24 protein-coding genes are annotated in these 26,492 nt (G+C 65.9%); 21 read left to right on the forward strand and 3 right to left on the reverse strand.

All coding sequences use genetic code 11. The features are described from left to right. The first annotated feature begins 52 nt into the window (after positions 1-52). Positions 53-373 carry a Rieske (2Fe-2S) protein gene (locus tag IB232_RS15005; protein WP_192399426.1) on the forward strand — a complete coding sequence of 107 codons (321 nt, stop codon included), beginning with the start codon at positions 53-55 and terminating at the stop codon, positions 371-373. On the opposite strand, the gene sfsA is transcribed toward IB232_RS15005, so the two are convergent. Together sfsA and IB232_RS15015 are read right to left on the reverse strand one after the other, a co-directional pair. After that, positions 370-1,077 (reverse strand): DNA/RNA nuclease SfsA, encoded by a 708-nt coding sequence (sfsA, locus tag IB232_RS15010; RefSeq protein ID WP_192399427.1) that lies wholly within the window; start codon positions 1,075-1,077, stop codon positions 370-372. The genes IB232_RS15005 and sfsA overlap by 4 nt on opposite strands. After that, entirely contained in the window at positions 1,067-2,248 is a 1,182-nt protein-coding gene (locus IB232_RS15015; protein ID WP_192399428.1) for a pyridoxal phosphate-dependent aminotransferase, read from the reverse strand. Before IB232_RS15015 ends, sfsA begins: the two co-directional genes overlap by 11 nt. A 196-nt stretch (positions 2,249-2,444) precedes the next feature. Here IB232_RS15015 and dksA point away from each other — a divergent pair, with 196 nt between their 5' ends. From dksA to IB232_RS15115, 20 genes are all read left to right on the forward strand, one after another. Next, the gene (dksA, locus tag IB232_RS15020; protein WP_021700399.1) at positions 2,445-2,888 is read left to right on the forward strand and encodes an RNA polymerase-binding protein DksA; all 444 of its coding nucleotides are present in this window, start codon (positions 2,445-2,447) and stop codon (positions 2,886-2,888) included. A 91-nt stretch (positions 2,889-2,979) separates the two neighbouring features. Next, complete coding sequence (gluQRS, locus tag IB232_RS15025) at positions 2,980-3,867, forward strand: tRNA glutamyl-Q(34) synthetase GluQRS (RefSeq protein WP_192399429.1); 888 nt, start codon at positions 2,980-2,982, stop codon at positions 3,865-3,867. A 94-nt stretch (positions 3,868-3,961) separates the two neighbouring features. Next, positions 3,962-4,138, forward strand: coding sequence for a hypothetical protein (locus IB232_RS15030; RefSeq protein ID WP_137971060.1), 177 nt, complete (start codon positions 3,962-3,964; stop codon positions 4,136-4,138). After that, on the forward strand, positions 4,122-7,076 hold the full coding sequence (locus IB232_RS15035) for a sensor histidine kinase (RefSeq protein ID WP_192399430.1): 2,955 nt from the start codon (positions 4,122-4,124) through the stop codon (positions 7,074-7,076). The genes IB232_RS15030 and IB232_RS15035 overlap by 17 nt, the downstream gene beginning before the upstream one ends. A 71-nt stretch (positions 7,077-7,147) precedes the next feature. Next, the gene (locus tag IB232_RS15040; RefSeq protein WP_192399431.1) at positions 7,148-8,566 is read left to right on the forward strand and encodes a sigma-54-dependent transcriptional regulator; all 1,419 of its coding nucleotides are present in this window, start codon (positions 7,148-7,150) and stop codon (positions 8,564-8,566) included. A gap of 673 nt (positions 8,567-9,239) precedes the next feature. Further along, positions 9,240-10,649 carry a polynucleotide adenylyltransferase PcnB gene (locus tag IB232_RS15045; RefSeq protein ID WP_192399432.1) on the forward strand — a complete coding sequence of 470 codons (1,410 nt, stop codon included), beginning with the start codon at positions 9,240-9,242 and terminating at the stop codon, positions 10,647-10,649. Further along, complete coding sequence (gene folK / locus IB232_RS15050; RefSeq protein ID WP_192399433.1) at positions 10,650-11,129, forward strand: 2-amino-4-hydroxy-6-hydroxymethyldihydropteridine diphosphokinase; 480 nt, start codon at positions 10,650-10,652, stop codon at positions 11,127-11,129. It begins immediately after the preceding gene. Between the two features lie 173 nt (positions 11,130-11,302). Further along, positions 11,303-12,103 carry a 3-methyl-2-oxobutanoate hydroxymethyltransferase gene (gene panB / locus IB232_RS15055; RefSeq protein WP_192399434.1) on the forward strand — a complete coding sequence of 267 codons (801 nt, stop codon included), beginning with the start codon at positions 11,303-11,305 and terminating at the stop codon, positions 12,101-12,103. Then, on the forward strand, positions 12,100-12,948 hold the full coding sequence (panC, locus tag IB232_RS15060; protein WP_192399435.1) for a pantoate--beta-alanine ligase: 849 nt from the start codon (positions 12,100-12,102) through the stop codon (positions 12,946-12,948). Before panB ends, panC begins: the two co-directional genes overlap by 4 nt. An 80-nt stretch (positions 12,949-13,028) precedes the next feature. After that, positions 13,029-13,409 (forward strand): aspartate 1-decarboxylase, encoded by a 381-nt coding sequence (panD, locus tag IB232_RS15065; RefSeq protein ID WP_137971053.1) that lies wholly within the window; start codon positions 13,029-13,031, stop codon positions 13,407-13,409. Between the two features lie 86 nt (positions 13,410-13,495). Next, complete coding sequence (pgi, locus tag IB232_RS15070; RefSeq protein ID WP_192399436.1) at positions 13,496-15,160, forward strand: glucose-6-phosphate isomerase; 1,665 nt, start codon at positions 13,496-13,498, stop codon at positions 15,158-15,160. Positions 15,161-15,409: 249 nt separating this feature from the next. Beyond that, positions 15,410-17,347: an acetate--CoA ligase gene (acs, locus tag IB232_RS15075; RefSeq protein WP_192399437.1), complete on the forward strand. Its 1,938-nt coding sequence runs from the start codon at positions 15,410-15,412 to the stop codon at positions 17,345-17,347. Between the two features lie 60 nt (positions 17,348-17,407). Continuing rightward, the gene (locus IB232_RS15080; RefSeq protein WP_192399438.1) at positions 17,408-18,286 is read left to right on the forward strand and encodes an oxygenase MpaB family protein; all 879 of its coding nucleotides are present in this window, start codon (positions 17,408-17,410) and stop codon (positions 18,284-18,286) included. Positions 18,287-18,382: 96 nt separating this feature from the next. Then, positions 18,383-19,564 carry an acetyl-CoA C-acetyltransferase gene (locus tag IB232_RS15085; protein WP_192399439.1) on the forward strand — a complete coding sequence of 394 codons (1,182 nt, stop codon included), beginning with the start codon at positions 18,383-18,385 and terminating at the stop codon, positions 19,562-19,564. An 83-nt stretch (positions 19,565-19,647) separates the two neighbouring features. Next, positions 19,648-20,661: a class I SAM-dependent rRNA methyltransferase gene (locus tag IB232_RS15090; protein ID WP_192399440.1), complete on the forward strand. Its 1,014-nt coding sequence runs from the start codon at positions 19,648-19,650 to the stop codon at positions 20,659-20,661. Between the two features lie 88 nt (positions 20,662-20,749). Beyond that, positions 20,750-23,785 carry a DUF748 domain-containing protein gene (locus IB232_RS15095; RefSeq protein WP_192399441.1) on the forward strand — a complete coding sequence of 1,012 codons (3,036 nt, stop codon included), beginning with the start codon at positions 20,750-20,752 and terminating at the stop codon, positions 23,783-23,785. Continuing rightward, entirely contained in the window at positions 23,785-24,075 is a 291-nt protein-coding gene (locus IB232_RS15100; RefSeq protein ID WP_192399442.1) for a DUF2845 domain-containing protein, read from the forward strand. The genes IB232_RS15095 and IB232_RS15100 overlap by 1 nt, the downstream gene beginning before the upstream one ends. A gap of 53 nt (positions 24,076-24,128) precedes the next feature. Further along, complete coding sequence (locus IB232_RS15105; protein WP_192399443.1) at positions 24,129-24,434, forward strand: DUF2845 domain-containing protein; 306 nt, start codon at positions 24,129-24,131, stop codon at positions 24,432-24,434. Positions 24,435-24,469: 35 nt separating this feature from the next. Continuing rightward, positions 24,470-24,760 carry a DUF2845 domain-containing protein gene (locus IB232_RS15110; protein ID WP_225592337.1) on the forward strand — a complete coding sequence of 97 codons (291 nt, stop codon included), beginning with the start codon at positions 24,470-24,472 and terminating at the stop codon, positions 24,758-24,760. Positions 24,761-24,775: 15 nt separating this feature from the next. Next, entirely contained in the window at positions 24,776-26,230 is a 1,455-nt protein-coding gene (locus tag IB232_RS15115; RefSeq protein WP_192399445.1) for a rhomboid family intramembrane serine protease, read from the forward strand. Positions 26,231-26,278: 48 nt separating this feature from the next. Here IB232_RS15115 and IB232_RS15120 read toward each other — a convergent pair whose 3' ends face one another. Continuing rightward, on the reverse strand, positions 26,279-26,476 hold the full coding sequence (locus IB232_RS15120; RefSeq protein ID WP_043308795.1) for a CsbD family protein: 198 nt from the start codon (positions 26,474-26,476) through the stop codon (positions 26,279-26,281). Positions 26,477-26,492: the final 16 nt, after the last annotated feature.

The following is a 26,492-nucleotide window of genomic DNA, read 5'->3' on the forward strand; positions in this document are numbered from 1 at the left end:
CCCCATCGCCACGCCCATGCGGGATAATCCCCGCCTCGGCGTGGAGATTCCCATGATTCATCTGTGCGCCCCGGGTGAGCTGGTCGAAGGCCAGAGCCGGGGCTTTGTCATTCAGGGTCGCAAGTTGCTGGCGGTACGCCGCGACGGCCAGGCCCACGTCTACCTGAACAACTGCCCGCATCGCGACCTGACGCTGGAATGGCGCGCGGACGACTTCCTCGATGCCAGTGGCAGCATGATCCAGTGCGCTCACCATGGCGCGCTGTTCCTGATCGAGAACGGCGAGTGCGTCACCGGCCCCTGCGCCGGGCAGTCACTGCGCAAGGTCGATTGCAGGGAAGACGGCGACGCCATTTGGGTCGAGCCGGCCTAGGCCAATACCTCCAGTCGGCGCAGCAGGCGCACTTCCTCGGGGTCTACCGCGGCGCCATAGGCCAGCACCTCCACACCCGCCGCGCGCGCCTCGCGCAGGCCCGCCGCATAGGCCGGGTCGATCTCCTCGGCGGCGCGCACCGCCTCGATGCCGGACAGGTTCACGCAGTACAGCAGCACCGCCCGCACACCCTGCCTGGCCAGTGCAGCCAGCTCACGCAGGTGCTTGGCGCCACGCTCGGTCACCGCATCGGGGAAGGCAGCCACCGTGGAGTCGGCGAAGCCCAGGGTCACGCTCTTCACCTCAAGGAACAGCGAGCCGGACAGGTAGTCCAGGCGGAAGTCGGCGCGGCTGCCTTCGCTGCCGTAGACCACCTCGCGCTTGAGGCCGGTGAAGCCGGCCAGCTCGCTGATGATGCCGGCGCGCAGAGCCTCTTCGACCAGGGCGTTGGCGCGACCGGTGTTGAGGCAGGCCAGCCGCCCGTGCGGCGTCTCGCCCAGTTCCCAGGTACCCGGCAGCTTGCGCTTGGGGTCGTTGGAACGGCTGAACCAGACACGGCAGCCCTCGCTCAGGCAGTTGAGCATGGAGCCGGTGTTGGGGCAGTGGATGGTCAGCGCCTCGCCGCTGCTCGTCTCGATATCGGCGAGGAAGCGCTTGTAGCGGCGCAGCAGGCGCCCCTCTTCCAGCGGCGGATCAAAGCGCATCGGGATTCCATGTATTCAGGCCGCGGGCGATGCGTTCCACCGCCTGCTGCAGGCGCTCGACATTCTGCGTGTAGGCGAAGCGCACGTGGTGGCCGGCCAGGTGACGGCCGAAGTCCAGGCCCGGAGTGAAGGCCACGTGCTCGGTCTCGATGAAGTGCCGGCAGAAGGCGAAGGCGTCGCCGCCGAAGCTCGAAATATCCGCATATAAATAGAAGGCCCCTTCGGGCTCCACGGCGATGCGGAAGCCCAGCTCGCGCAGGGCCGGCAACAGGTAGTCACGGCGGCGCTGGAACTCGTGGCGGCGCTCCTCGAAGATCGCCAGGGTCGCCGGCTCGAAGCAGGCCAGGGCGGCATGCTGGGCCATGCTTGGCGCGCTGATATAGAGGTTCTGCGCCAGCTTCTCCAGCTCCGGCACCGCGTTGCTCGGCGCCACCAGCCAGCCCAGGCGCCAGCCGGTCATGCCGAAGTACTTGGAGAAGCTGTTGAGGACGAAGGCATCGTCGTCCACCTCCAGCACACTGGCCGCCTCACAGCCGTAGGTCAGGCCGTGGTAGATCTCGTCCACCACCAGATGCCCACCGCGCTGTTTGAGCGTGCTCGCCAGCGCGGCCAGCTCATCCTTGTGCAGCAGGGTGCCGGTGGGGTTGGCCGGCGAGGCGACCAGGGCGCCGACGCTGTCGCCATCCCAGTGCCGCTCCACCAGCTGCGGGGTGAGCTGGTAGCGACTCTCGGGGCCGACCGGCACCAGCTGCGCGGCACCTTCGACCAGACGCAGGAAGTGACGATTGCAGGGGTAGCCGGGGTCGGCCAGCAGCCAGTGCTTGCCCGGATCGACCAAGAGGCTTGCGGCCAGCAGCAGCGCGCCAGAACCGCCGGGAGTAATCAGCACGCGTTCGGGGTCGATATCCACACCATAGCGGCTGGCGTAGAAAGCCGAGATGGCCTGGCGCAACTGCGGGATGCCGCGCGCCGCGGTGTAGCGGGTATGGCCGGCAGCCAACGCGGCCTGGCCGGCGCGCACGATGGGCTCGGCGGTGGTGAAGTCCGGCTCGCCGATCTCCAGATGGATGACGTCATGGCCGGCGGCTTGCAGTTCGTTGGCCCGCGCCAGCAACGCCATGACATGGAAAGGTTCGATGGCGCGACTGCGCGCACTGAAGGGCTGGGCCATTGGCCTTCCTTTATTAAGGAAAAGGGGGGATTCTAACCAACTGCCCACGCTGCCAGTAAGAAGCGTGACAACCGGGAGTAGCTTCGCCGGAATCGATCTGGTAAGTTCGCCCGCTTGCAGCCGCAGGCCCGGTGTCCGAGCCGGCAAAGGAACAGATCCTGCGCAATGGATCAGAGAGAGTGAGAGGCGGTCATCCATGCCCACCAAAGCAAAACAGAACGGCAACCAGCTGATTCGTGGCTTCGAACCCTACAAAGAGAAGAAGGGCGAGGAGTACATGAGCGATCCGATGCGTGCTCACTTCACCAGCATTCTCAACAAGTGGAAGCTGGAGCTGATGCAGGAAGTGGATCGCACCGTGCACCACATGCAGGACGAAGCCGCCAACTTCCCGGACCCGGCCGATCGCGCCAGCCAGGAAGAAGAGTTCAGCCTCGAACTGCGCGCCCGTGATCGCGAGCGCAAGCTGATCAAGAAGATCGACGAGACCCTGCAGCTGATCGAAGACAACGATTACGGCTGGTGTGATTCCTGCGGCGTGGAGATCGGCATCCGCCGCCTCGAAGCCCGCCCGACCGCGACCCTGTGCATCGACTGCAAGACGCTGGCGGAAATCAAGGAAAAGCAGATCGGTTCCTGATTCCGGACGGGGCGCTAAGGCGCCCCGTTGCATTTCCGGCTACCGATAAGCGGGCTGGCGCCGCAAGGCTCCAGCCGATAGCCTCCCGCCCATGAAAGACTCCTCCTATATCGGGCGCTTCGCCCCCACGCCCAGTGGCTACCTGCACTTCGGCTCGCTGGTCGCGGCCCTCGCCTCCTACCTGGACGCACGCAGTGTCGGCGGCCAGTGGCTGCTGCGCATGGAAGACCTCGATCCACCGCGCGAGGTGCCCGGCGCCCAGGACGCGATCCTGCGTAGCCTGGAGCTGTACGGCTTCGAGTGGGACGGCGAACAGGTGCGACAGAGCGAGCGGCACCACGAATACGCCGCGCTGATCGAGCGCCTGTTCAGCCAGGGCCTGGCCTACGCCTGCACCTGCTCACGCAAGCAGCTGGAAGGTTCGGGCGGCATCTACCCCGGCACCTGCCGCAACGCCGGCCATGCCGACTTTGAGTCCGCCATCCGCCTGCGCGTGCCGGAGCTGGAGTACCGCTTCACCGACCGCGTGCAGGGCGAGTTCCGCCAGCACCTGGGCCGTGAGGTCGGCGACTTCGTCATTCGGCGTAAGGATGGCCTGTTCGCCTACCAGCTGGCCGTGGTGCTGGACGATGCCTGGCAGGGCGTGACCGACGTGGTGCGCGGCGCCGACCTGCTCGACTCCACGCCGCGCCAGCTGTACCTGCAGGAGCTGCTCGGCCTGCCACAACCGCGCTACCTGCACGTGCCGCTGATCATCCAGCCGGATGGCCACAAGCTGGGCAAGAGCTACCGCTCGCCACCGCTGCCGGCCGACCAGGCGCCACCACTGCTGACCCGCGCCCTGCGCGCGCTCGGCCAGCAGCCACCGGCCGAGCTGGCCGGTGCCACGCCGCACGAGGTACTGGCCTGGGGCATCGCCCACTGGGACGCCACGCGAATTCCGCGCAGCCGGACCTTGGCGGAAGCCCAGCTACGCTGACTGAACAGGTCAGACGCGTTCACCAATGGGGCCAGCGGCTTCCCCGCCATCGCGCGCTCCCGTACCATCCGGTCATTCCGTACGGACCCGACCTATGTACATCTACCGACTGGTACTGATCCTGGTGGTGGGCATCTACCTGTTCTCCCCCGCCATCATGGACTGGTGGATCGATCCCAATGGCGCCTGGTACAGGCCGTACCTGCTGTGGCTGATCCTCATCGTCGTCACCCTGATACTGCAGAGCCAGCGCGATGCCGACGAGCTTTGAACTCAGCCAGCTGATCCTGATCAGCTCCGCCTACCTGCTGCTGCTATTCGGCGTGGCCTGGGTCAGCGAGAAGGGCCTGATCCCGCGCTGGATCATCCGCCACCCGCTGACCTACACCCTGTCGCTCGGTGTGTACGCCAGCGCCTGGGCCTTCTACGGCACCGTCGGGCTGGCCTACCAGTACGGCTTCGGCTTCCTCGCCAGCTACCTGGGGGTGACCGGCGCCTTCCTCCTGGCCCCGGTGCTGCTCTACCCGATCCTGCGCATCACCCGCACCTATCAGCTGTCGTCGCTGGCCGACCTGTTCGCCTTCCGCTTCCGCAGCACCTGGGCCGGCGTGCTCACCACCCTGTTCATGCTGGTCGGCCTGCTACCGCTGCTGGCATTGCAGATCCAGGCGGTGGCCGACTCCATCGGCATCCTCACCCGCGAGCCGCTGCAGGATCGCTTCGCCCTCGGCTTCTGCGCGCTGATCACCCTGTTCACCATCCTCTTCGGCGCACGCCATATCGCCACCCGCGAAAAGCACGAGGGCCTGGTGTTCGCCATCGCATTCGAATCGGTGGTCAAGCTGGGCGCCCTCGGCGGCATCGGCCTGTACGCCCTGTACGGCGTGTTCGGCGGCCCCGGCGAACTGGAGCAGTGGCTGCTGCAGAACCAGCATGCGCTGACCACCCTGCACACCCCGCTACAGGAAGGCCCCTGGCGCACCTTGCTGCTGGTGTTCTTCGCCTCGGCCATCGTCATGCCGCACATGTACCACATGACCTTCACCGAGAATCTCAACCCACGCGCCATCGTCAGCGCCAGCTGGGGCCTGCCGCTGCTCCTGCTGCTGATGAGCCTGTCGGTACCGCTGATCCTCTGGGCCAGCCTGAAGATCGGCGCCACCACCAACCCGGAATACTTCACCCTGGGTCTGGGCCTGGCCGTCGGCGACCGCAACCTGGCGTTGCTCGCTTATGTCGGCGGCCTGTCCGCCTCCAGTGGCCTGATCATCGTCAGCACCCTGGCGCTGTCGGGCATGGCGCTCAACCACCTGGTGCTGCCGCTGTATCAGCCGCCCGCGGAAGGCAATATCTACCGCTGGCTGAAGTGGACGCGCCGCGCGCTGATCCTCGCCATCATCGCGGCCGCCTACGGCTTCTACCTGTTGCTCGGCGCCGAGCAGGACCTGGCCAACCTCGGCATCGTCGCCTTCGTCGCCACCCTGCAGTTCCTACCGGGTGTGCTCTCGGTACTGTACTGGCCCACCGCCAACCATCGGGGTTTCATCGCCGGCCTGCTGGCCGGCATCGCCGTGTGGACAGTGAGCATGCTGGTGCCGCTGGTCAGCAATCTGCAGGGCGTGCACCTGCCGTGGTTCGACATCGTCTACGTGCTCGACGAGAACAGCTGGCACCTGGCCGCCGTCGGCTCGCTGGCGGCCAACGTGCTGGTGTTCACCCTGGTCTCGCTGTTCACCGAGGGCAGCGACGAGGAGAAGAGCGCCGCCGAAGCCTGCACCGTGGACAACGTGCGCCGCCCACAGCGCCGCGAGCTGCTGGCCGGCTCGCCGCAGGAATTCGCATCCGAGCTGGCCAAACCGCTCGGCGCGGTCACCGCGCAGAAGGAAGTGGAGCGAGCCCTGCGCGACCTGCACCTGCCCTTCGACGAGCGCCGCCCCTACGCCCTGCGCCGCCTGCGCGACCGCCTCGAGGCCAACCTGTCCGGCCTGATGGGCCCGAGCGTGGCCCAGGACATGGTCGAGACCTTCCTGCCCTACAAGTCCGGCAGCGAGGCCTACGTCAGCGAGGACATCCATTTCATCGAGAGCCGCCTGGAGGATTACCAGTCGCGCCTCACCGGCCTGGCCGCCGAGCTGGACGCCCTGCGCCGCTTCCACCGCCAGACCCTGCAGGAACTGCCGATGGGCGTGTGCTCCCTGGCCAAGGACCAGGAGGTGCTGATGTGGAACCGCGCCATGGAGGAGCTGACCGACATCAGCGCGCAACAGGTGGTCGGCTCGCGCCTGCTCAGCCTGGACGAACCCTGGCGCAGCCTGCTCAAGGACTTCATCGAGCAGGGCGAGGAACACCTGCACAAACAGCATTTGGCGCTGGATGGCGAAGTGCGCTGGCTCAACCTGCACAAGGCCGCCATCGACGAGCCGCTGGCCCCGGGCAACAGCGGCCTGGTGTTGCTGGTCGAGGACGTTACCGAGACCCGCGTGCTGGAAGACCAGCTGGTGCACTCCGAGCGCCTGGCCAGCATCGGACGCCTGGCCGCCGGCGTGGCCCACGAGATCGGCAACCCGGTCACCGGCATCGCCTGCCTGGCGCAGAACCTGCGCGAGGAACGCGAGGGCGACGAGGAAGTGGACGAGCTGAGCACGCAGATCCTCGACCAGACCAAGCGCATCTCGCGCATCGTCCAGTCGCTGATGAACTTCGCCCATGCCGGCCAGCAGCAGCGCGCCGAGTATCCGGTGAGCCTGGCCGACGTGGCACAGGACGCCATCGGCCTGCTGTCGCTGAACCGCAACAGCACCGAGGTGCAGTTCTTCAACCTGTGCGATCCCGACCATCTGGCCAAGGGCGACCCGCAGCGCCTGGCCCAGGTGCTGATCAACCTGCTGTCCAATGCCCGCGATGCCTCGCCGGTCGGCGGCGCCATCCGGGTGACCAGCGAGGCCACGGAGCAGAGCGTGGAACTGATAGTCGAAGATGAAGGCACGGGCATTCCGCAGGCGATCATGGACCGCCTGTTCGAGCCCTTCTTCACCACCAAGGATCCGGGCAAGGGCACCGGTTTGGGGCTCGCGCTGGTCTATTCGATCGTGGAAGAGCATTATGGGCAGATCACCATCGACAGCCCGGCCGACCCCGAACGCCAGCGCGGAACTCGATTCCGCGTTACCCTGCCGCGCTATGTCGAAGCGACGTCCGTAGCGACCTGAGTAGTGACCTAGAACCGCCGAGAGCCCGTGAAGCGCCCCGCGCGGATTCGGAGACCGTCGAGAGAGAATCAATGCCCCATATCCTCATCGTCGAAGACGAAACCATCATCCGCTCCGCCCTGCGCCGCCTGCTGGAACGCAACCAGTACCAGGTCAGCGAGGCCGGTTCGGTGCAGGAAGCCCAGGAGCGCTACAGCGTTTCCGGCTTCGATCTGGTGGTCAGCGACCTGCGCCTGCCCGGCGCCCCCGGCACCGAACTGATCAAGCTGGCCGAAGGTACCCCGGTGCTGATCATGACCAGCTACGCCAGCCTGCGCTCGGCGGTGGACTCGATGAAGATGGGCGCGGTGGACTACATCGCCAAGCCCTTCGACCACGACGAAATGCTCCAGGCCGTGGCGCGCATCCTGCGCGATAATCAGGAGGCCCGCCGCAATCCGCCCAGCGAAGCGCCGAGCAAGACCAACGGCAAGGCCAGCAGCGCTGCGGCCGAGGGCGACATCGGAATCATCGGCTCCTGCGCCGCCATGCAGGATCTCTACGGCAAGATCCGCAAGGTTTCCCCCACCGACTCCAATGTACTGATCCAGGGCGAGTCCGGCACCGGCAAGGAGCTGGTCGCCCGCGCCCTGCACAACCTGTCCAAGCGCGCCAAGGCGCCGCTGATCTCGGTGAACTGCGCGGCGATCCCGGAAACCCTGATCGAGTCCGAACTGTTCGGCCACGAGAAAGGCGCCTTCACCGGCGCCAGCGCCGGCCGCGCCGGCCTGGTAGAAGCGGCCGATGGCGGCACCCTGTTCCTCGACGAGATTGGCGAGCTGCCGCTGGAAGCCCAGGCCCGCCTGCTGCGTGTTCTGCAGGAGGGCGAGATCCGCCGGGTCGGCTCGGTGCAATCGCAGAAGGTGGATGTGCGCCTGATCGCCGCCACCCACCGCGACCTGAAGACGCTGGCCAAGACCGGCCAGTTCCGCGAGGACCTCTATTACCGCCTGCACGTCATCGCGCTCAAGCTGCCGCCATTGCGCGAGCGCGGCGCCGACGTGGTGGAAATCGCTCTGGCCTTCCTCGCCCGCCAGTGCGTGCGCATGGGCCGCGAGGGACTGCGCTTCGCTCACGATGCCGAGCAGGCGATCCGCCATTACCCCTGGCCGGGCAACGTGCGCGAGCTGGAGAACGCCATCGAGCGCTCGGTGATCCTCTGCGAGGGCAACGAGATCTCCGCCGAGCTGCTGGGCATCGACATCGAGCTGGACGACCTGAGCGACGATGACTTCGGCGAGCAGTCTATGCCCTCCGGTGCAGTGAATAACCACGAGCCGACCGAAGACCTGTCGCTGGAGGACTACTTCCAGCACTTCGTGCTCGAGCACCAGGACCACATGACCGAGACCGAACTGGCACGCAAGCTGGGCATCAGCCGCAAGTGCTTGTGGGAACGTCGTCAGCGCCTGGGCATTCCGCGGCGCAAGTCCGGCGCCGCGGCAGGCTGAGCCTGCTGCGCGGAGACAGAGCTGCGGGCGGATGGTTCCGCAGCTGTTACCCCGATCAAACATCGCGTAACAAAAGCCGGGTTCATCGGTAACGAGAACCCGGCTTTTTTATGTCTCCTCATTGCCGCCGATATCGCTAACCCCTTGAAAAACAAGGACTCGCAAAAACTGGCACGGCTTCTGCTTTATCTCTGGCACAACAACAATAAAAAACGTTTCAAGCTTCAATAATAAAAACAATACAGAACGACTCCAGCACAACAAAAACAATAACGCGGAGGCGCAGCTAACTGATTCTTTTGGAGAGGATGTGCCTTTGGGGTTCGCCCCACGACCAGGCTGAGAACAACAAAAACTGCACTAAAGCAGAGCCTGTACTGGTTGGGTCACGGAAAGACCACGGCAATATCAGCATCCAAAGCAATCCGTTTGCTCCTGGTACCCAGCTTGGGATACCTAAAACGGGCCTACAACAAAAACAACAGGCCCGACACAATAACAAAAACAAAGCACGCACCTATTTGGGGGGGAGCCTCGGCTCCCCCAGTCGCTTCACCCCTCTCGCCTTCCCCAGCCTGCCTTCTCCACCATTCTTCTTCCCAATGCTAGAATCCGCGCCAATCGTGCGGTTACCGGCATTTCCGGCCGCTTATTCCTGCAAACAGTGCCTCTCATGCTGAAAAAGCTGTTCAAGTCCCTTCGTTCGCCGCTCAAGCGCCAAGCCCGTCCTCGCAGCACGCCTGAAGTGCTCGGCCCCCGCCAGCATTCGCTGCAGCGTGGCCAGTTCAGCCGCAATGCGGTGGGCGTGGTGGATCGTCTGCAGAAGGCCGGCTACCAGGCCTATCTGGTGGGCGGCTGCGTTCGCGACCTGCTGATCGGCGTGCAGCCGAAGGACTTCGACGTGGCCACCAGCGCCACCCCCGAGCAGGTGCGCGCCGAGTTCCGCAATGCACGGGTGATCGGCCGCCGCTTCAAGCTGGCCCATGTGCACTTCGGCCGCGAGATCATCGAAGTGGCCACCTTCCGCAGCAATCACCCGCAGGGCGATGACGAGGAAGACAGCCACCAGTCGGCACGCCACGAGAGCGGCCGCATCCTGCGCGACAACGTCTACGGCACCCTGGAGAGCGACGCCCAGCGCCGCGACTTCACCATCAACGCCCTGTATTTCGACGTCAGCGGCGAGCGCGTGCTGGACTACGCCCACGGCGTGCACGACATCCGCAACCGCCTGATCCGCCTGATCGGCGACCCCGAGCAGCGCTATCTGGAAGACCCGGTGCGCATGCTGCGTGCCGTGCGCTTCGCCGCCAAGCTCGGCTTCGAGATCGAGAAGCACAGCGCCGCGCCGATCCGCCGCCTGGCGCCGATGCTGCGCGACATTCCGGCCGCACGCCTGTTCGAGGAAGTGCTCAAGCTGTTCCTCGCCGGCCGCGCCGAGCGCACCTTTGAGCTGCTGGTCGAGTACGACCTGTTCGCCCCGCTGTTCCCGGCCAGCGCCAAGGCCCTGGAGCGCGACCCGGAGTACGCCGGCGACCTGATCCGTCAGGCCCTGGCCAATACCGACGAGCGCATCGCCCTGGGCAAGCCGGTGACGCCTGCCTTCCTCTTCGCCGCCCTGCTTTGGCCGGCCATTCCGGCCCGCGCGGCGCAACTGCAGGCGCGCGGCATGCCGCCGATCCCGGCCATGCAGGAGGCGGCACACGACCTGATCGTCGAGCAGTGCAAGCGCATCGCCATTCCCAAGCGCTTCACCATCCCGATCCGCGAGATCTGGGACATGCAGGAACGCCTGCCGCGCCGCCAAGGCAAGCGCGCCGACCTGCTGCTGGAGAATCCGCGCTTCCGCGCAGGCTACGACTTCCTGCTCCTGCGCGAAGACGCCGGCGAGCAGACCGATGGCCTCGGCGACTGGTGGACCGACTACCAGGACGCCAGCGACAGCGAGCGCCGCAGCATGATCCGCGAGCTCGGCAATCGCCAGGAAGAAGACGGCGAAGGCGGCGCTCCGGCGCGCAAACGCCGGCGCGGCGGGCGCAACCGTCGCCGCGGACCGCGCAGCGAAGCCCCGGCCGGCGAATAAGTGGAACGGGTCTATATCGGCCTCGGCAGCAACCTGGCCGAGCCGCACCAGCAGCTGCGGGCCGCGCTCGCAGCCGTCGCCGAGCTGCCGCACAGCAATCTGGTCGCCACTTCCTCCTTTTATGCCAGCGACCCGCTGGGTCCCTCGGACCAGCCGCGCTACGTCAATGCCGTGGCCGCGCTGGATACCGAACTGGCACCGCTGCAGCTGCTCGACGCCCTGCAACGCATCGAACTGGAGCAGGGCCGCGTGCGCAAGGCCGAGCGCTGGGGGCCACGCACCCTGGACCTGGACATCCTGCTATTCGGCTCGCGCATCCTCGCCGAGGAGCGCCTGACCGTGCCGCACTACCACATGCATGCGCGCGCCTTCGTCCTCTACCCGCTGGCCGAGATTGCCCCGCAGCTGCAGCTGCCCGACGGGCGCAGCCTGGAGCAGCTGCTGGCCGCCTGCCCCTACGAGGGGCTGGAGCGCCTGTAAGCGCAGCGCCGGTAACGCCGTAACAGCGCGGTAACACCCGTGATTGACTTCACGCCCCCCCATCGGGACTATAGGCGTCCCGTTGCCCCGAGGCGGTGCAGAGAGTGCCGTCCAAGAGGCCCAGAGCAGGCGCCACAAGTGCCGTATCCGGCCCGCTGATGAGGAATCTCCAAATGCCTGATGTAACCGTAAGCACCCTGCTGGGCCTGAAGCAGAAGGGCGAGAAGATCGCCATGCTCACCGCCTACGACGCCACCTTCGCCCAGGCAGCCTGCCAGGCCGGTGTGGAAGTGCTGCTGGTGGGAGACTCCCTGGGTATGGTCCTGCAAGGCCACGACAGCACCCTGCCGGTGTCGCTGGCCGACATGGCCTACCACACCGCCGCAGTGAAGCGCGGCAACCAGGGCGCGCTGATCCTCGCCGACCTGCCGTTCATGGCCTACGCCACCCTGGAACAGACCTTCGCCAGCAGCGCCGCTCTGATGCAGGCCGGCGCCCACATGATCAAGCTGGAAGGCGCGAGCTGGCTGGCCGAGCCGGTCCGCCAGCTGGCCGAGCGCGGCGTGCCGGTGTGTGCCCATCTGGGCCTGACGCCGCAGGCGGTCAACGTATTCGGCGGTTACAAGGTGCAGGGCCGCGGTGATGCCGCAGCGCGCCAGCTGCGCGCCGACGCCATGGCCCTGGAACAGGCCGGTGCCGCCATGCTCCTGCTCGAGTGCGTGCCCAGCGAACTGGCCGCCGAAATCAGCCAGTCGGTGAAGATCCCGGTGATCGGCATCGGCGCAGGCGCAGCCACCGACGGCCAGGTACTGGTGATGCACGACATGCTCGGCCTGTCCCTGACCGGCCGCGCACCGAAGTTCGTGAAGAATTTCATGGAAGGCCAGCCCAGCGTCCAGGCCGCCTTCGCCGCCTATGTACGCGCAGTGAAGGACGTCAGCTTCCCCGCCGAGGAACACGGATTCTCCGCATGAACACCGTCAAGACCGTACTGGAACTGCGCGCCGCCGTGGCGCGCGCGCGTGGCGAGGGCAAGCGCATCGCCTTCGTGCCGACCATGGGCAACCTGCACGAAGGCCACGTGGCCCTGGTGGAGAAGGCCGGCCAGCGCGCCGACTTCGTGGTCGCCAGCATCTTCGTCAACCCGCTGCAGTTCGGCCCTAGCGAAGACCTGGCCAAGTACCCGCGCACCCTGGCCGCCGACCAGGAGAAATTGGTCGCCGCCGGTTGCCACCTACTGTTCCACCCGGACGTTGAGGAGATGTATCCCCACGGCCAGGACGGCCAGACTCGCGTCGGCGTGCCGGGTGTCTCCGAGGGCCTTTGCGGCGCCAGCCGCCCCGGCCACTTCGAGGGCGTGGCCACGGTGGTGACCAAGCTGTTCAATATGGTCCAGCCGGACCTCGCCGTGTTCGGCGAGAAGGACTTCCAGCAACTGGCGGTGATCCGCACCCTGGTGCGCGACCTGAATATGCCGGTGCAGATCATTGGCGAGCCAACCGTGCGCGCCGAGGACGGCCTGGCCCTGTCGTCGCGCAACGGCTACCTGAGCGCCGAGCAGCGCGATGCCGCGCCAGCCCTGTATCGCACCCTGCAGCAGTTGGCCGAGGCCATCCGCGCCGGTGGCCGTGACTTCGCCCAACTGATCGAGCGCGGTCAGGCCAGCCTGGCCAGTGCCGGCTTCCGCCCCGACTACCTGGAGATTCGCGAAGCGCTGAGCCTGCGTCCGGCCCAGGCCGACGACCGCCAACTGGTGATCCTGGGCGCCGCCTTCATGGGCAACACGCGCCTGATCGATAACCTGACGCTCGAGCTGTAACCCGCACATCGCCTGGTCTTGAACCCCCTCGGGGGTTCGGGCACACTCTGCCGCCGCCGTATTCCGAGAGGGAAATAGTCATGCACGCCATCATGCTCAAGGCCAAGCTGCACCGCGCCATCGTCACCCATGCGGTGCTCGACTATGAAGGCTCCTGCGCCATCGACGGCGAGTGGCTGGACCTGTCCGGCATTCGCGAGTACGAGCAGATCCAGATCTACAACATCGACAACGGCGAACGCTTCACCACCTACGCCATCCGCGGCGAGGAAGGCTCGAAGATCATCTCGGTCAACGGCGCTGCCGCGCACAAGGCCGGCGTCGGTCACCGCGTGATCATCTGCGCCTACGCCCACTACAGCGAGGCCGAGCTGGCCAACTTCCAACCCCGCGTGCTGTACATGGGTGCCGATGGCGAACTGAGCCACACCAGCAACGCGATTCCCGTGCAAGTCGCCTGAACGGGTCGCGTCCCGCTACACTCCAAGCCCGGAATCTCCGGGCTTTTTAATGCCCGAAACGCCGCATAACAAGGAAATTGCCACCCATGGCGTACTACCAGCAACCGCTCGACGTCACCACCCTGCCCGCCTGGCAGGCCCTGCGCCAACACCGCCAGGCCATGCAGGACTTCAGCATGCGCGACGCATTCGCCAGCGACGCCAAGCGTTTCGAGCGCTTCTCCATGAGCACCAGCGGTATCTTCCTCGACTATTCGAAGAACCTGCTCAGCGAGGAGACCCGCACGCTGCTGGTCAACCTGGCCAAGGAAGCCGGTCTGCAGGAGGCCATCGAGGCCCTGTTCAACGGCGAACGAGTCAACTCTTCGGAAGATCGCCCGGCCCTGCACACCGCCCTGCGCCGCCCCATCGGCGACTGCGTCATGGTCGACGGCGCCAACGTGATGCCGGACGTGCACCGCGTACTCAACCAGATGACCGACATCGTCGGGCGCATCCACAGCAACCTGTGGCGCGGCTACAGCGAGAAGACCATCACCGACGTGGTCAACATCGGTATCGGCGGCTCCTTCCTCGGCCCGCAACTGGTCTCCGAGGCGCTGCTGCCGTTCACCCAGCACGGCGTGCGCTGCCACTACCTGGCCAACATCGACGGCAGCGAGTTCCATGAACTGGCCGCCAAGCTGAACGCCGAAACCACCCTGTTCATCGTCTCGTCGAAATCCTTCGGCACCCTGGAAACCCTGAAGAACGCCCAGGCCGCCCGCTCCTGGTACCTGGCCCGTGGCGGCACGGAGGAGAAGCTGTACCGTCACTTCATCGCCGTCACCAGTAACAACCAGGCGGCCATCGAGTTCGGCATCCGAGAGAAGAACATCTTCCCGATGTGGGATTGGGTCGGCGGGCGCTACTCGCTGTGGTCGGCCATCGGCCTGCCGATTGCCTTGGCCATCGGCATGTCCAACTTCAAGGAGCTGCTGTCCGGCGCCTACAGCATGGACAACCATTTCCGCAGCACCAGCTTCGACAAGAACATGCCGGTGCTGCTGGCCCTGCTCGGCGTCTGGTACGGCAACTTCTGGGGCGCCCAGAGCCACGCCATCCTGCCGTACGACCACTACCTGCGGAACATCACCAAGCACCTGCAGCAGCTGGACATGGAGTCCAACGGCAAGAGCGTGCGCCAGGACGGCAGCCCGGTGAGCGTCGAGACCGGCCCGGTGATCTGGGGCGGCGTCGGCTGCAACGGCCAGCATGCCTACCACCAGCTGCTGCACCAGGGCACCCCGCTGATTCCGGCCGACTTCATCGTGCCGGTGGTCAGCTACAACCCGGTGGCCGACCATCACCAGTGGCTGTACGCCAACTGCCTGTCGCAGAGCCAGGCGCTGATGCTCGGCAAGTGTCGCAACGAGGCCGAGGCCGAACTGCGCGCCAAGGGCCTGGGCGAGGACGAAGTGCAACGCCTGGCGCCGCACAAGGTGATCCCCGGCAACCGCCCGAGCAACACCCTGGTGCTTGAGCGCATCAGCCCGCGGCGCCTCGGCGCGCTGGTGGCGATGTATGAGCACAAGGTGTTCGTGCAGAGCGTGATCTGGGGAATCAACGCCTTCGACCAGTGGGGCGTGGAGCTGGGCAAGGACCTCGGCAAGGGCGTCTACCAGCGCCTCACCGCCTGGGATGCGGCGCCGGCCGAGGACGCCTCGACCCAGGGCCTGATCGACTTCTTCCGCGGTCGTCACCGCGGCTGAGGCGCGCCGCCAGTCGCCGGGCGCAACGCCCGGCGACCGTTTCTGCCACCGCCAGCCGGCCCTCCCCGCACTGCTATCGTTAGCGCCGCCGGCGCCAGCCCGGAACTGCCTTCCCGGTCGATTGCCGAACCTACAAGGGCGGCCTGCGCGCTCGCGCACACCATGCCTGAACGCCGAGGCTTGAACCGAGCAGATGCTTGGTACACCCTAGCCGGCATCGTGGATCAACAACAAGACAAGGACCCCGCCATGTTCGAAATCAGCCTTCACCCGGTCAAGGATGCGGTTCGCCAGCGTGCGTACCTGGACAACGAGGCCTACCAGCGTCTCTACCGCCAGTCCATCGAGCAGCCGGAAGAGTTCTGGAGCGAGCAGGCCAAGCAGTTCCTGCACTGGTTCAAGCCCTGGGACCAGCTGCATCACAGCGACCTGGCCAAGGGCGAGGCGCAGTGGTTCAAAGGCGGTCAGCTCAACGTCGCCTACAACTGCATCGACCGCCATCTAGAGAAACGCGGCGAACAGATCGCCATCATCTGGGAAGGCGACAACCCGGCCGAGTCGGCGCACATCACCTACAACAAGCTGCACCACAACGTCAGCCGCCTGGCCAACGTGCTCAAGAGCCGCGGCGTGAAGAAGGGCGACCGGGTGTGCATCTACATGCCCATGGTGCCGGAGGCGGCCTACGCCATGCTGGCCTGCACCCGTATTGGCGCCATCCACTCGGTGGTGTTCGGTGGCTTCTCCCCGGACGCCCTGCGCGACCGCATCCTCGATGCAGACTGCCGCACCGTGATCACCGCCGACGAGGGCGTGCGCGGCGGCAAGTACATCCCGCTGAAGAACAACGTCGACAAGGCCCTGCAGAGCTGCCCGAACGTCAGCACCGTGCTGGTGGTCGAGCGCACCCAGGGCGAGATCGCCTGGGTGGAAGGCCGCGACCTCTGGTACCACCAGGCCCTCAAGGAGACCAGCGCCGACTGCCCGGCCGAGCCGATGGACGCCGAAGACCCGCTGTTCATCCTCTACACCTCCGGCAGCACCGGCAAACCCAAGGGCGTGCTGCACAGCACCGGCGGCTACCTGCTGGGCGCGGCGATGACCCACAAGTACGTGTTCGACTACCACGAAGGCGATATCTACTGGTGCACCGCCGATGTCGGCTGGGTCACCGGGCACAGCTACATCGTCTACGGCCCGCTGGCCAACGGCGCCACCACCCTGATGTTCGAGGGCGTGCCGAACTACCCGGACGCCTCGCGCTTCTGGCAGGTGATCGACAAGCACCAGGTGAACATCTTCTACACCGCGCCGACTGCCCTGCGCGCGCTGATGCGCGAGGGCGAGGCTGCCGTGAAGTCCACCGACCGCTCCAGCCTGCGCCTGCTCGGCTCGGTGGGCGAGCCGATCAACCCGGAAGCCTGGGAGTGGTACTACAACGTGGTCGGCGAGCAGCGCTGCCCGATCGTCGACACCTGGTGGCAGACCGAGACCGGCTCGATCCTGATCACCCCGCTGCCCGGCGCAACGGACCTCAAACCCGGCTCCGCCACCCGTCCGTTCTTCGGCGTGCAGCCGGTGCTGCTCGACGAGCAGGGCAAGGAAATCAGCGGCCCCGGCGCCGGCGTGCTGGCGATCAAGGCCAGCTGGCCGAGCCAGATCCGCAGCGTCTACGGCGACCATCAGAGGATGATCGACACCTACTTCAAGCCCTACCCCGGCTACTACTTCACCGGCGACGGCGCGCGCCGTGACGAGGACGGCTACTGGTGGATCACCGGCCGCGTCGACGACGTGATCAACGTCTCCGGCCACCGCATCGGCACCGCCGAGGTGGAAAGTGCCCTGGTGCTGCACGACGCGGTGGCCGAGGCTGCCGTGGTCGGTTACCCGCATGACCTCAAGGGCCAGGGCATCTACGCCTTCGTCACCACCATGAAGGGCCTGGAGCCCTCCGACGAGCTGAAGAAGGATCTGCTGGCCCTGGTCGGCAAGGAGATCGGCAGCTTCGCCAAGCCGGAGATGATCCAGTGGGCGCCGGGCCTGCCCAAGACCCGTTCGGGCAAGATCATGCGGCGCATCCTGCGCAAGATCGCCTGTAACGAGCTGGACAACATGGGCGACACCTCGACCCTGGCCGACCCGTCGGTGGTTGACAGCCTGATCGAGCAGCGCCTGAACCGGTAGAATCGCGGCACACTGTGGGAGCCACCCGGCTCCCGCTCTCCGCTGTCGTAGAGTCGCTCCATGGAATTCCTCCGCCGCCGCATCGAAGCCCAGGTCCTCAGCCTCAGCGGTATCGTTCTCGCCCAGATCGACTTCAGCCAGCCCCAGGGCGACCCCGGCCTGTTCGGCCCCGACGCGGTGTGCTGGCGCGTGCATGGCGACTTCACCAGCATGATGGTTGGCGGCATCAGCGCCCTGCTGCTGCAGGCCCTGCACCCGCTGGCGTTGTCAGGCGTGTGGGACCACTCGAATTTCCGCGAAGACCTGATCGGCCGCCTACGCCGTACCGGCCAATTCATCTCCGGCACTACCTTCGGCTCGCGCCGCGATGCCGAGTGGCTGATCGACAAGGTGCGAACCATTCACCTCAAGGTGGTCGGCACCGCGCCGGACGGCCGCCCCTACGCGGCCAGCGACCCGGCCCTGCTGACCTGGGTACACGTGGCCGAAGTCTCCAGCTTCCTTGCCGCCCACCTGCGCTATTGCAACCCGCAGCTCAGCGAGGTCGACCGGGACCGCTACTACGCCGAGGTGGCGCTGATCGCCGAACGCCTCGGTGCCGAGAACGTGCCACGCTCGCGCGCCGAAGTCGCCGCCTACCTCGATGGCGTGCGCCCGCAGCTGCTGTGTGACGAACGCTCGCGGGAGATCCTGCGCATCCTGCAGGGCGCGCCGGCACCCAGCGCCCTGGCCGTACCAGTGGGCAAGCTACTGATGCAGGCCGGCTTTGACCTGCTGCCGGACTGGGCCCAGGCCATGCTCGACACACCAATCGGCCCGGCCCGCAGCCACGCCATCCGCGCCGGGGTGAACAGCCTGGCTCCGACGCTGCGCTGGGCCGTGCGCGGCGGCGCCGTGCATCGCGCACGCCAGCGCATGGGCCTGCCGCCACGCGACTGAGCGGTCGGCTCCGGCACTGGCCGGGATCGAATCGGCTATGCCACCATAGCGCCCCCGTCGCGCCACCGTGCGCGCACCGATTTCGAGGAGCCCGTCATGCAAGAAGTCGTCATCGTCGCCGCCACCCGCACCGCCATCGGCAGCTTCCAGGGCTCCCTGGCCGGCGTGCCCGCCGTCGACCTGGGCGCTGCGGTGATCAAACGCCTGCTGGAGCAAACCGGCATCAATGGCAGCGAAGTCGACGAGGTGATCCTCGGCCACGTGCTGACCGCCGGCGCCGGGCAGAACACCGCCCGCCAGGCCTCGATCAAGGCCGGCCTGCCTAATGCCGTACCGGCCCTGACCCTGAACAAGGTCTGCGGCTCCGGCCTCAAGGCACTGCATCTGGGCGCCCAGGCGATCCGTTGCGGCGACGCCGAGGTGATCGTCGCCGGCGGCATGGAGAACATGAGCCTGGCGCCCTACGTCATGCCCGCCGCCCGCACCGGCCAGCGCATGGGCCACGGCAAGCTGGTCGACACCATGATCCAGGACGGACTGTGGGATGCCTTCAACGACTACCACATGGGAATCACCGCCGAGAACCTGGTGGACAAATACGCCATCAGCCGCGAGCAGCAGGACGCCTTCGCCGCCGCCTCCCAGCAGAAGGCCGTGGCCGCCATCGAGGCCGGCCGCTTCAATGACGAGATCACCCCGATCCTGATCCCGTCGCGCAAGGGCGACCCGGTCAGCTTCGCCAAGGATGAGCAGCCGCGCGCCGGCACCACCGCAGAAAGCCTGGCCAGCCTCAAACCGGCATTCAAGAAAGACGGCAGCGTCACCGCCGGCAACGCCTCCAGCCTCAACGACGGCGCCGCCGCTGTGCTGCTGATGAGCGCCGACAAAGCCAAGGCCCTGGGCCTGCCGGTGCTGGCCAAGATCGCCGCCTACGCCAACGCCGGCGTCGACCCGGCGATCATGGGCATCGGTCCGGTCTCGGCGACCAAGCGCTGCCTGGAGAAAGCCGGCTGGCAGCTGGCCGACCTCGACCTGATCGAGGCCAACGAGGCCTTCGCCGCCCAGGCCCTGTCGGTGGGCAAGGAGCTGGGCTGGGACGCGGCCAAGGTCAACGTCAATGGCGGCGCCATCGCCCTCGGCCACCCCATCGGCGCCTCCGGCTGCCGCGTGTTGGTGACCCTGCTGCACGAGATGATCAAGCGCGATGCCAAGAAGGGCCTCGCCACCCTGTGCATCGGCGGCGGCCAGGGCGTAGCCCTGGCGATCGAACGCGCCTGATCCGACTCGCGACGAGACCAACGCCGGCCTAGAGCCGGCGTTTTTCTTGGTAAACTGCGCGCCCTCCGTTCCGAGACGCCGCCATGTCCTCTCTCGACCAGGCGCTCTCCGCCGCCCTCGATGCCCGCCAGCCCCTGCTGGCAGAGCTGCACCAGCAGCAGACCGACTGCTACCGGCTGTTCCATGGCAGCCAGGAAGGCGCACCCGGCCTCACCATCGACCGTTACGGCCCGCAACTGATGGTGCAGAGCTTCCATCAGACGCTGGAAAGCGATGCCCTGCTCGCCCTGCACGCAACCATCAACCAGCGCCTCGACCTCGATCTGCAACTGGTCTACAACGACCGCTCCGGCGGCAACTCGCGCGTCGACCGCCGCGACCCGGTGTACCAGGCCACGCCCGAGGCGCTGGAAGACCAGATCGGCCATGAATGGGGACTCAACTACCGGGTACGCGGCCGCCATCCGGGCCAGGACCCGCTGCTGTTCCTCGACCTGCGCAACGCCCGCGGCTGGGTCAAGGCCAACAGCGCCGGCAAGAGCGTGCTCAACTTGTTCGCCTACACCTGCGGCGTCGGCCTGTGCGCCGCGGCCGGTGGCGCGCGCGAAGTGCTCAACCTGGACTTCGCCGAGGGCAACCTGGCGGTGGGCCGCGAGAACGTGGCGCTTAATCCGGGACTGGCGATGGACTTCGTGCAGTCCGACTACTTTCCCGCCATCCGCCAGCTGGCCGGCCTGCCCATTGCCGCCCGTCGCGGGCACAAGCTGCCGAGCTACCCGCGCCTGGAACAGCGCCAGTTCGACCTGGTATTGCTCGACCCGCCGGCCTGGGCCAAGAGCGCATTCGGCACCGTCGACCTGTTGCGCGACTACCAGAGTCTGCTCAAGCCGGCGATCCTCGCCACTGCCGAGGACGGCGTGCTGATCTGCTGCAACAACCTGGCGAAAGTGGCGATGGACGACTGGCGCCCGCAGGTGCTGCGCTGCGCCGAGAAACTCGGTCGCCCGGTGCGCGAATGCGAGCAGATCGTCCCCGCTGCCGACTTCCCCTCGCGCGACGGCCAGCCGCCACTGAAGACCCTGGTGCTGCGCTTCTAAGTCGGTCACAAGGGCACAGTGCTGGCCCACAAAGCGTGACGGCCCATGCCATACTCCTGGCGTCTCAGCCCGGAAGATGTACCGCACCATGCCCAAAGGATTGAAACGCGCCGCCTACGCGCTCGCGATTGCATTCGGCCTGTATAGCCTGCTCGGTTTCCTGATCCTGCCAGGCATTGCGCTGCGGGTGGCCAACCAGCAACTGACCCAGCTGGCCACCGTGCCGGCGCGCCTGGAGCGCATCGAGCTCAACCCCTTCAGCCTGGAGCTGCAGCTCTGGGGCCTGCATATCGGCGAGCCGGCCAAGCCGCAGGTCGCCTTCCAGCGTCTATACGCCAACCTGCAACTGAACAGTCTGTGGAGCGGCGCCCTGCACCTGGCCGACATCGAGCTGGAGAAGGCGCATACCGAGGTGCTGTTCGCCAAGGACGGCAAGCTCAACCTGACCGGCCTGTTCCAGCTGCCGCCCAGCGAAGAGAAACCCGCAACGGAGGAGCCGAGCGAGCCCTTCCCGCTGCGCATCGGTCGCATCGCCCTGATCGAGAACGGCCTGCACTTCGAGGACCTGCGCCCCAGCGAGCCGGTGGAGTTCATCTACGACTCGCTCAATCTGGAGCTTACCAACCTCAGCACCCTGCCCGACGACAACGCCAACATGCAGATGGTCGCCGTCGGCCCGCGCGGCGGGCGCATCGACTGGCAGGGCCAGGTCAGCCTTACCCCGATCACCTCCAAGGGCCAGCTCAAGATCACCGACGGCAAGCTCAAGGGTGTGTGGCCCTATGTGCGCGATGCCGTGCCATTGGTGCTGGAGGACGGCGTGCTCGACCTCAGCGCCGACTACTCGCTGAACCTGGCCGAGGGCACCGAGCTGCAGCTGAGCAACGTCAGTGCGGCGCTCTCCACCTTCGCCATCAAGAGCCCCGAGGACAAGCCGCTGGTGCGCCTGGAACGCCTGGACGTCAGTGAAACCAGCCTGGACCTGGCCAAGCAGCAGGTGGTGATCGGCAAGATCCGCAGCCACAAGCTGGAGACCTGGGCCGCCCGCGAGAAAGACGGCCAGCTGGACTGGCAGAAGCTGTTCGCCAGCCATAGTAAGCCTGCTCCGGCAGCCGCACCTGCTGACTCGCAGCCCCTCGCCGCCGCGCCCGAAGCTCCGGCTCCGGCTCCGGCTCCGGCTCCGAACGAGGTTGGCGCAGGCTCCACTCCCGCAACAGCCGCACCGGATGCTTCTCAACAAACAGCCAGCGCCGCCGCTCCGACAGAGCCGAAAAAACCGGAAGAACCGGCCAAACCCTGGCAGGTGCTGCTGCGCGATGTGCAGCTGCGCGAGTACCAGATCCACCTGGCCGACCGCGCCGCAGGCAGCCAGGAGGTCAAGCTCGACCTGGCCCCGCTCAATCTCGACATCAAGGACTTCGACAGCCTTGGCACCTCGCCCTTCGCCCTCAAGCTCGATACCAGTGTGAACAAGCGCGGCCAGATCCAGGCCGAAGGCCAGGTCCAGCTACAGCCGACCACCGCCAAGCTGCAGCTGGTCACTCGCGATATCGACCTGCGTCTGGCGCAGTCCTACATCAGCCCCTTCGTCCGTCTGGAGCTGCGCAGTGGCCTGCTCGGCAGCGACCTGGCCGTGGACCTGAAGAGTGTCGACCCGCTGGCCTTCAGCATCGGCGGCCGCGCCGAGGTCAACCAGCTGCATACCCTGGATACCCTCAAGGACCGCGACTTCCTCAAATGGCAGCAACTGCTGGTGGAGGGTCTGAACTACCAGCACGAGCAGGGCCTGGTGATCGACAAGATCAACCTGCTGCAACCCTATGCGCGCTTCATCATCAACGAGGACCTGACCACCAACATCAACGATCTGGTCATCGCTCAGCCCGCCGATCCGAATTCCAAGCCGGCGCCGGCCGGCAAGCAACTGCCGATCCGCATCGGCGGGGTGAACATCAAGGAAGGCTCGGCCAACTTCGCCGACTTCAGCCTGACCCCCAACTTCGCCACCGCCATCCAGCAACTCAATGGCCAGATCGGTACGCTGGACAACCAGAGCCCGAAGACCGCCAGCGTCGACATCAAGGGCAAGGTCGACAAGTACGCGCCGGTCACCATCAAGGGCGGGCTGACGCCGTTCGACCCGATGAACAGCCTGGATATCGCCACCAGCTTCAAGAACGTCGAGCTGACCACCCTTACGCCCTACTCCGGCAAGTTTGCCGGCTACCGCATCAAGAAGGGTCGCCTCAACCTGGACCTGCATTACCAGATCGAGAAGGGCCAGCTCAACGCCGAGAACAAGCTGCTGTTGGAAGACCTGCAGCTGGGCGAGAAGGTCGACAGCAAGGACGCCGTGGACCTGCCGATCCGCCTGGCCGTGGCCCTGCTCAAGGACACTAAGGGCAATATCGACATCCAGCTGCCGGTGCAGGGCAACCTCAACGACCCGCAGTTCAGCGTCATGCCCATCGTCTGGCAGACCATGCGTAACCTGGTGCTGCGCGCCGCCCAGGCACCGTTCAAATTCATCGCTGGTCTGGTCGGTGGTGGCGAAGCCGACCTCAGCCAGGTGCAGTTCGCCGCCGGTAGCAGCGAGCTGGATGGCGCCGCGCAAAAATCTCTGGATACCCTGGCTGCCGCGCTCAAGGAGCGCCCGGTGCTGCGCCTGGAGGTCGAGGGCATGAGCGCCGAAGCCAGCGATGGCCCGCTGCTGGCCGTGCAACGCCTGGAGCGCGAGTACCAGAGCACCCAGTACAAGATGCTGCAGCGCAACGGCGATCAGGTACCAGCCGAGCCCGAGCTGCTGGTGGTGGACGAGGACGACAAGGCCGTACTGCTGGAAGGCATCTACCGTACCCGGCTGAAGCAACAGCCGCCCGCAGAATGGAAGGAACTGCCGGACGAAGAACGCACGGCGAAGATGCGCAACGCCGTACTGGAGTCGTGGTCCAAGAGCGAACTGCTGCTGCGCCAACTCGGCCAGGCCCGCGCGGCCAGCATCAAGGATTACCTAGTGGAGCGCGGCGGCCTGGAAGACCAGCGCATCTATCTGCTCGATGTCAGCCTGGCGCAGGGCCAGGCCGGCGGCCAGGTTGCCACGGCGCTGCACTTGGGAAGCTTGTGATGAACCGAAGTCTATTGGCTATTGCGCTGATGCTTTCCTGCGGTTTGGCTGAGGCCGGGACACTGCGCTGTGGCAGCAAGCTGATCAACGAAGGCGACCGTGCCTTCGAGGTCCAGCGCAAGTGCGGAGAGCCGGAGTATCGAGACCTGGTCGGCTATACCGGCGGCAACTACGGCGACCGCGAACTGGTGATCGAAGAGTGGGTGTACGGCCCCACCAATGGCATGCTCAGCATCCTCACCTTCCAGGGCAATCGCCTGGTCCGTATCGAAACCAAGCGCGCAGACTGACAGAAGACAGGCCACCGTGTAGGCTTCCGCCTCTCCACCTACGGCCACTCATCATGCGCCTCAAACAGCTGTTGTCTGCCCTCTGGCTACTGCTGGCCAGCACGGCCGAAGCGGCCTCCACACTGCGCTGCGGCACCCGCTTGATCAGTCTGGACGACTTGGCAGGCGAGGTGGAAGACAAGTGTGGAACCCCAGTCCAGCGCGACTTCCTCGGCTACAAGGAAGTGCTCGATATCTATGGTTACGTCCATGAGGTAGAGATCGAGGAATGGACCTACGGGCCGAAGAACGGCATGTACTACTTCCTGCGTCTGGAAGGCAATCGCGTCACCAAGATCGAAAGCAAACGCGGCAAATGACAGCCCGTTAATCCCTCGGAACAAGGATGCTCGCCATGAAAAAACTGCTCGCCATCACCCTACTCGCCCTGATCACTGCCAGTGCCCAGGCCTCGCTGCGTTGCGAGCACGGCATTGCCGACAGGGGGGATCGCACCTCCGAAGTGCTGGCCAAGTGCGGGGCACCGGCGAGCCAGGCCGTTACCGGCTACATCCTCGACAAGGATGGCCACGAGAAATTTCAGAAGGAAGAGTGGGTCTACGGTCCCAGAAACGGCGGCATGCTGTATTTCCTGCAGTTCGAGGGCGAGCGTCTCGTCCGGATCGACAGCAAACGCAGCAACTGACCCAGACATCCTCCCATGCTGATCATCCCCGCCGAGCACCCGCTGGACTGGAAGCGCCCTCCAGTCATCACCCTGCTGCTGATTCTGCTCAACACCCTGATCTACTTCGCCTACCAGGGCGGAGACGAAGCTCGTCGCGAGGTGGCGGTGCAGACCTACCTCGACGGCGGCCTGCTCGGCCGCGAGCGCGCGCTGTTCCTCGAGGACATCGCCCAACGGGAAAAGCTGGACGACGAGCAGCGTGAATATGTCGACCATATGCGCCGCCAGGAACTGGCAGGGTGGATACTGCACGACCTGCAGTTCGAGCACGCACTACACCAGCGCAGCGACTTCCGCGCCGATCAGGCCTGGCAGGCGGCACGCGCCAGGGCCGAAGAGGCGCGCAACCAGCTCAGTACATTCCGCTTCGGTTTCATTCCGGCGCAGTTCACTGTCGAGGGGCTGTTCGGTGCCATGTTCCTGCATGGCAGCTTCGACCATCTGCTAGGCAACATGCTGTTCCTGTTCATCTTCGGCTTCGCCCTGGAGATCGCCCTTGGGCGCTGGGTCTATCTAGGACTGTACCTGCTCAGCGGCCTCGCCTCCCACCTATTGTGGTGGGCGCTGGACCCGGTGTGGGTCACCGGCGTGGGGGCCTCGGGAGCCATCTCGGGGTTGATGGGCACGTACATCGGCGTATACGGCCTGCGCCGAATCAACTTCTTCTACTGGCTGGGTCCGCTGATTGGCTACTTCAAGGCGCCTGCCCTGTGGATACTGCCGGTCTGGATGGGCAAGGAACTCTACGGCCTGCTGGCGGCAGACGATCACGTCAACTATTACGCCCACCTCGGCGGCCTCGGCGCGGGCTTCCTCGCCGTGTGGCTGGCACGCCTCAGCGGTCGCCTGCAGATGGACGAAGCCTATCTGCTCAAGGAAGACCCGGACGCACCCTTCAAGCGCGAACTGGCGGCCTTGGATCAACTTATCGGCCAGTTCGCCCTGCCACAGGCCGCCATGCGCGGCCCCGATCTGCTGACCCGCTACCCAGGCCGCCTCGCGCTGCTTGAGCGACTCTATGCCGTGGCCTGTGGGCGCCAGGATAAGGCTCTGCTGACCCAGGTATTCAAGCAGCTGTTCGCTCTGCCGGACACGGCAGAAGCCAGACCACTGCTGCTGCGTATGGCCAACGACAGCAGCGAAACGCACCGCCAGTTGCTGGGGCATCCCGCCATACAGTTGCACCTGCTGCAGAAGCTGATCCGCATTGGTGAAGGCCCTCATGGTCTCGCTGCATGGCGGCGGCTCAGCCAGATGCCACAACCACCCCAGCAGCTGCCTCCACTGACGTTGCAGCTGGCCAAACAACTGGGGCAGCGCCGGGATCTGCGAGCGGTAAGCGAGCTGGCCCAGTACCTGCGCAAGGCCTTCCCCGAGGCGGAGCAGACCCAGCAGCTGAGTTTCTATCAACAGAACCTGGCGCGCTGAGCCCATAAAAAAGCCCCGAACTCGGGGCTTTTTTATGGCAAACGGCTGCTACAGCTTACTGCTGAAGTCGCGCACTTCCTGTTGCGCCCGTTCCTTGGTCCAGCCGTAACGCTCCTGCAGCTTGCCTTCCAGATATTCGCTATGACCTTCGACGATATCCAGGTCGTCGTTGGTCAGATTGCCCCAGCGCTCCTGAATACGGCCGGAGAGCTGTTTCCATTTACCTTTGATCACATCGGAGTTCATAGCGTTTCCTCCCAGA

Source organism: Pseudomonas sp. PDM15 (genome assembly GCF_014851565.1).
Lineage (GTDB): Bacteria > Pseudomonadota > Gammaproteobacteria > Pseudomonadales > Pseudomonadaceae > Aquipseudomonas.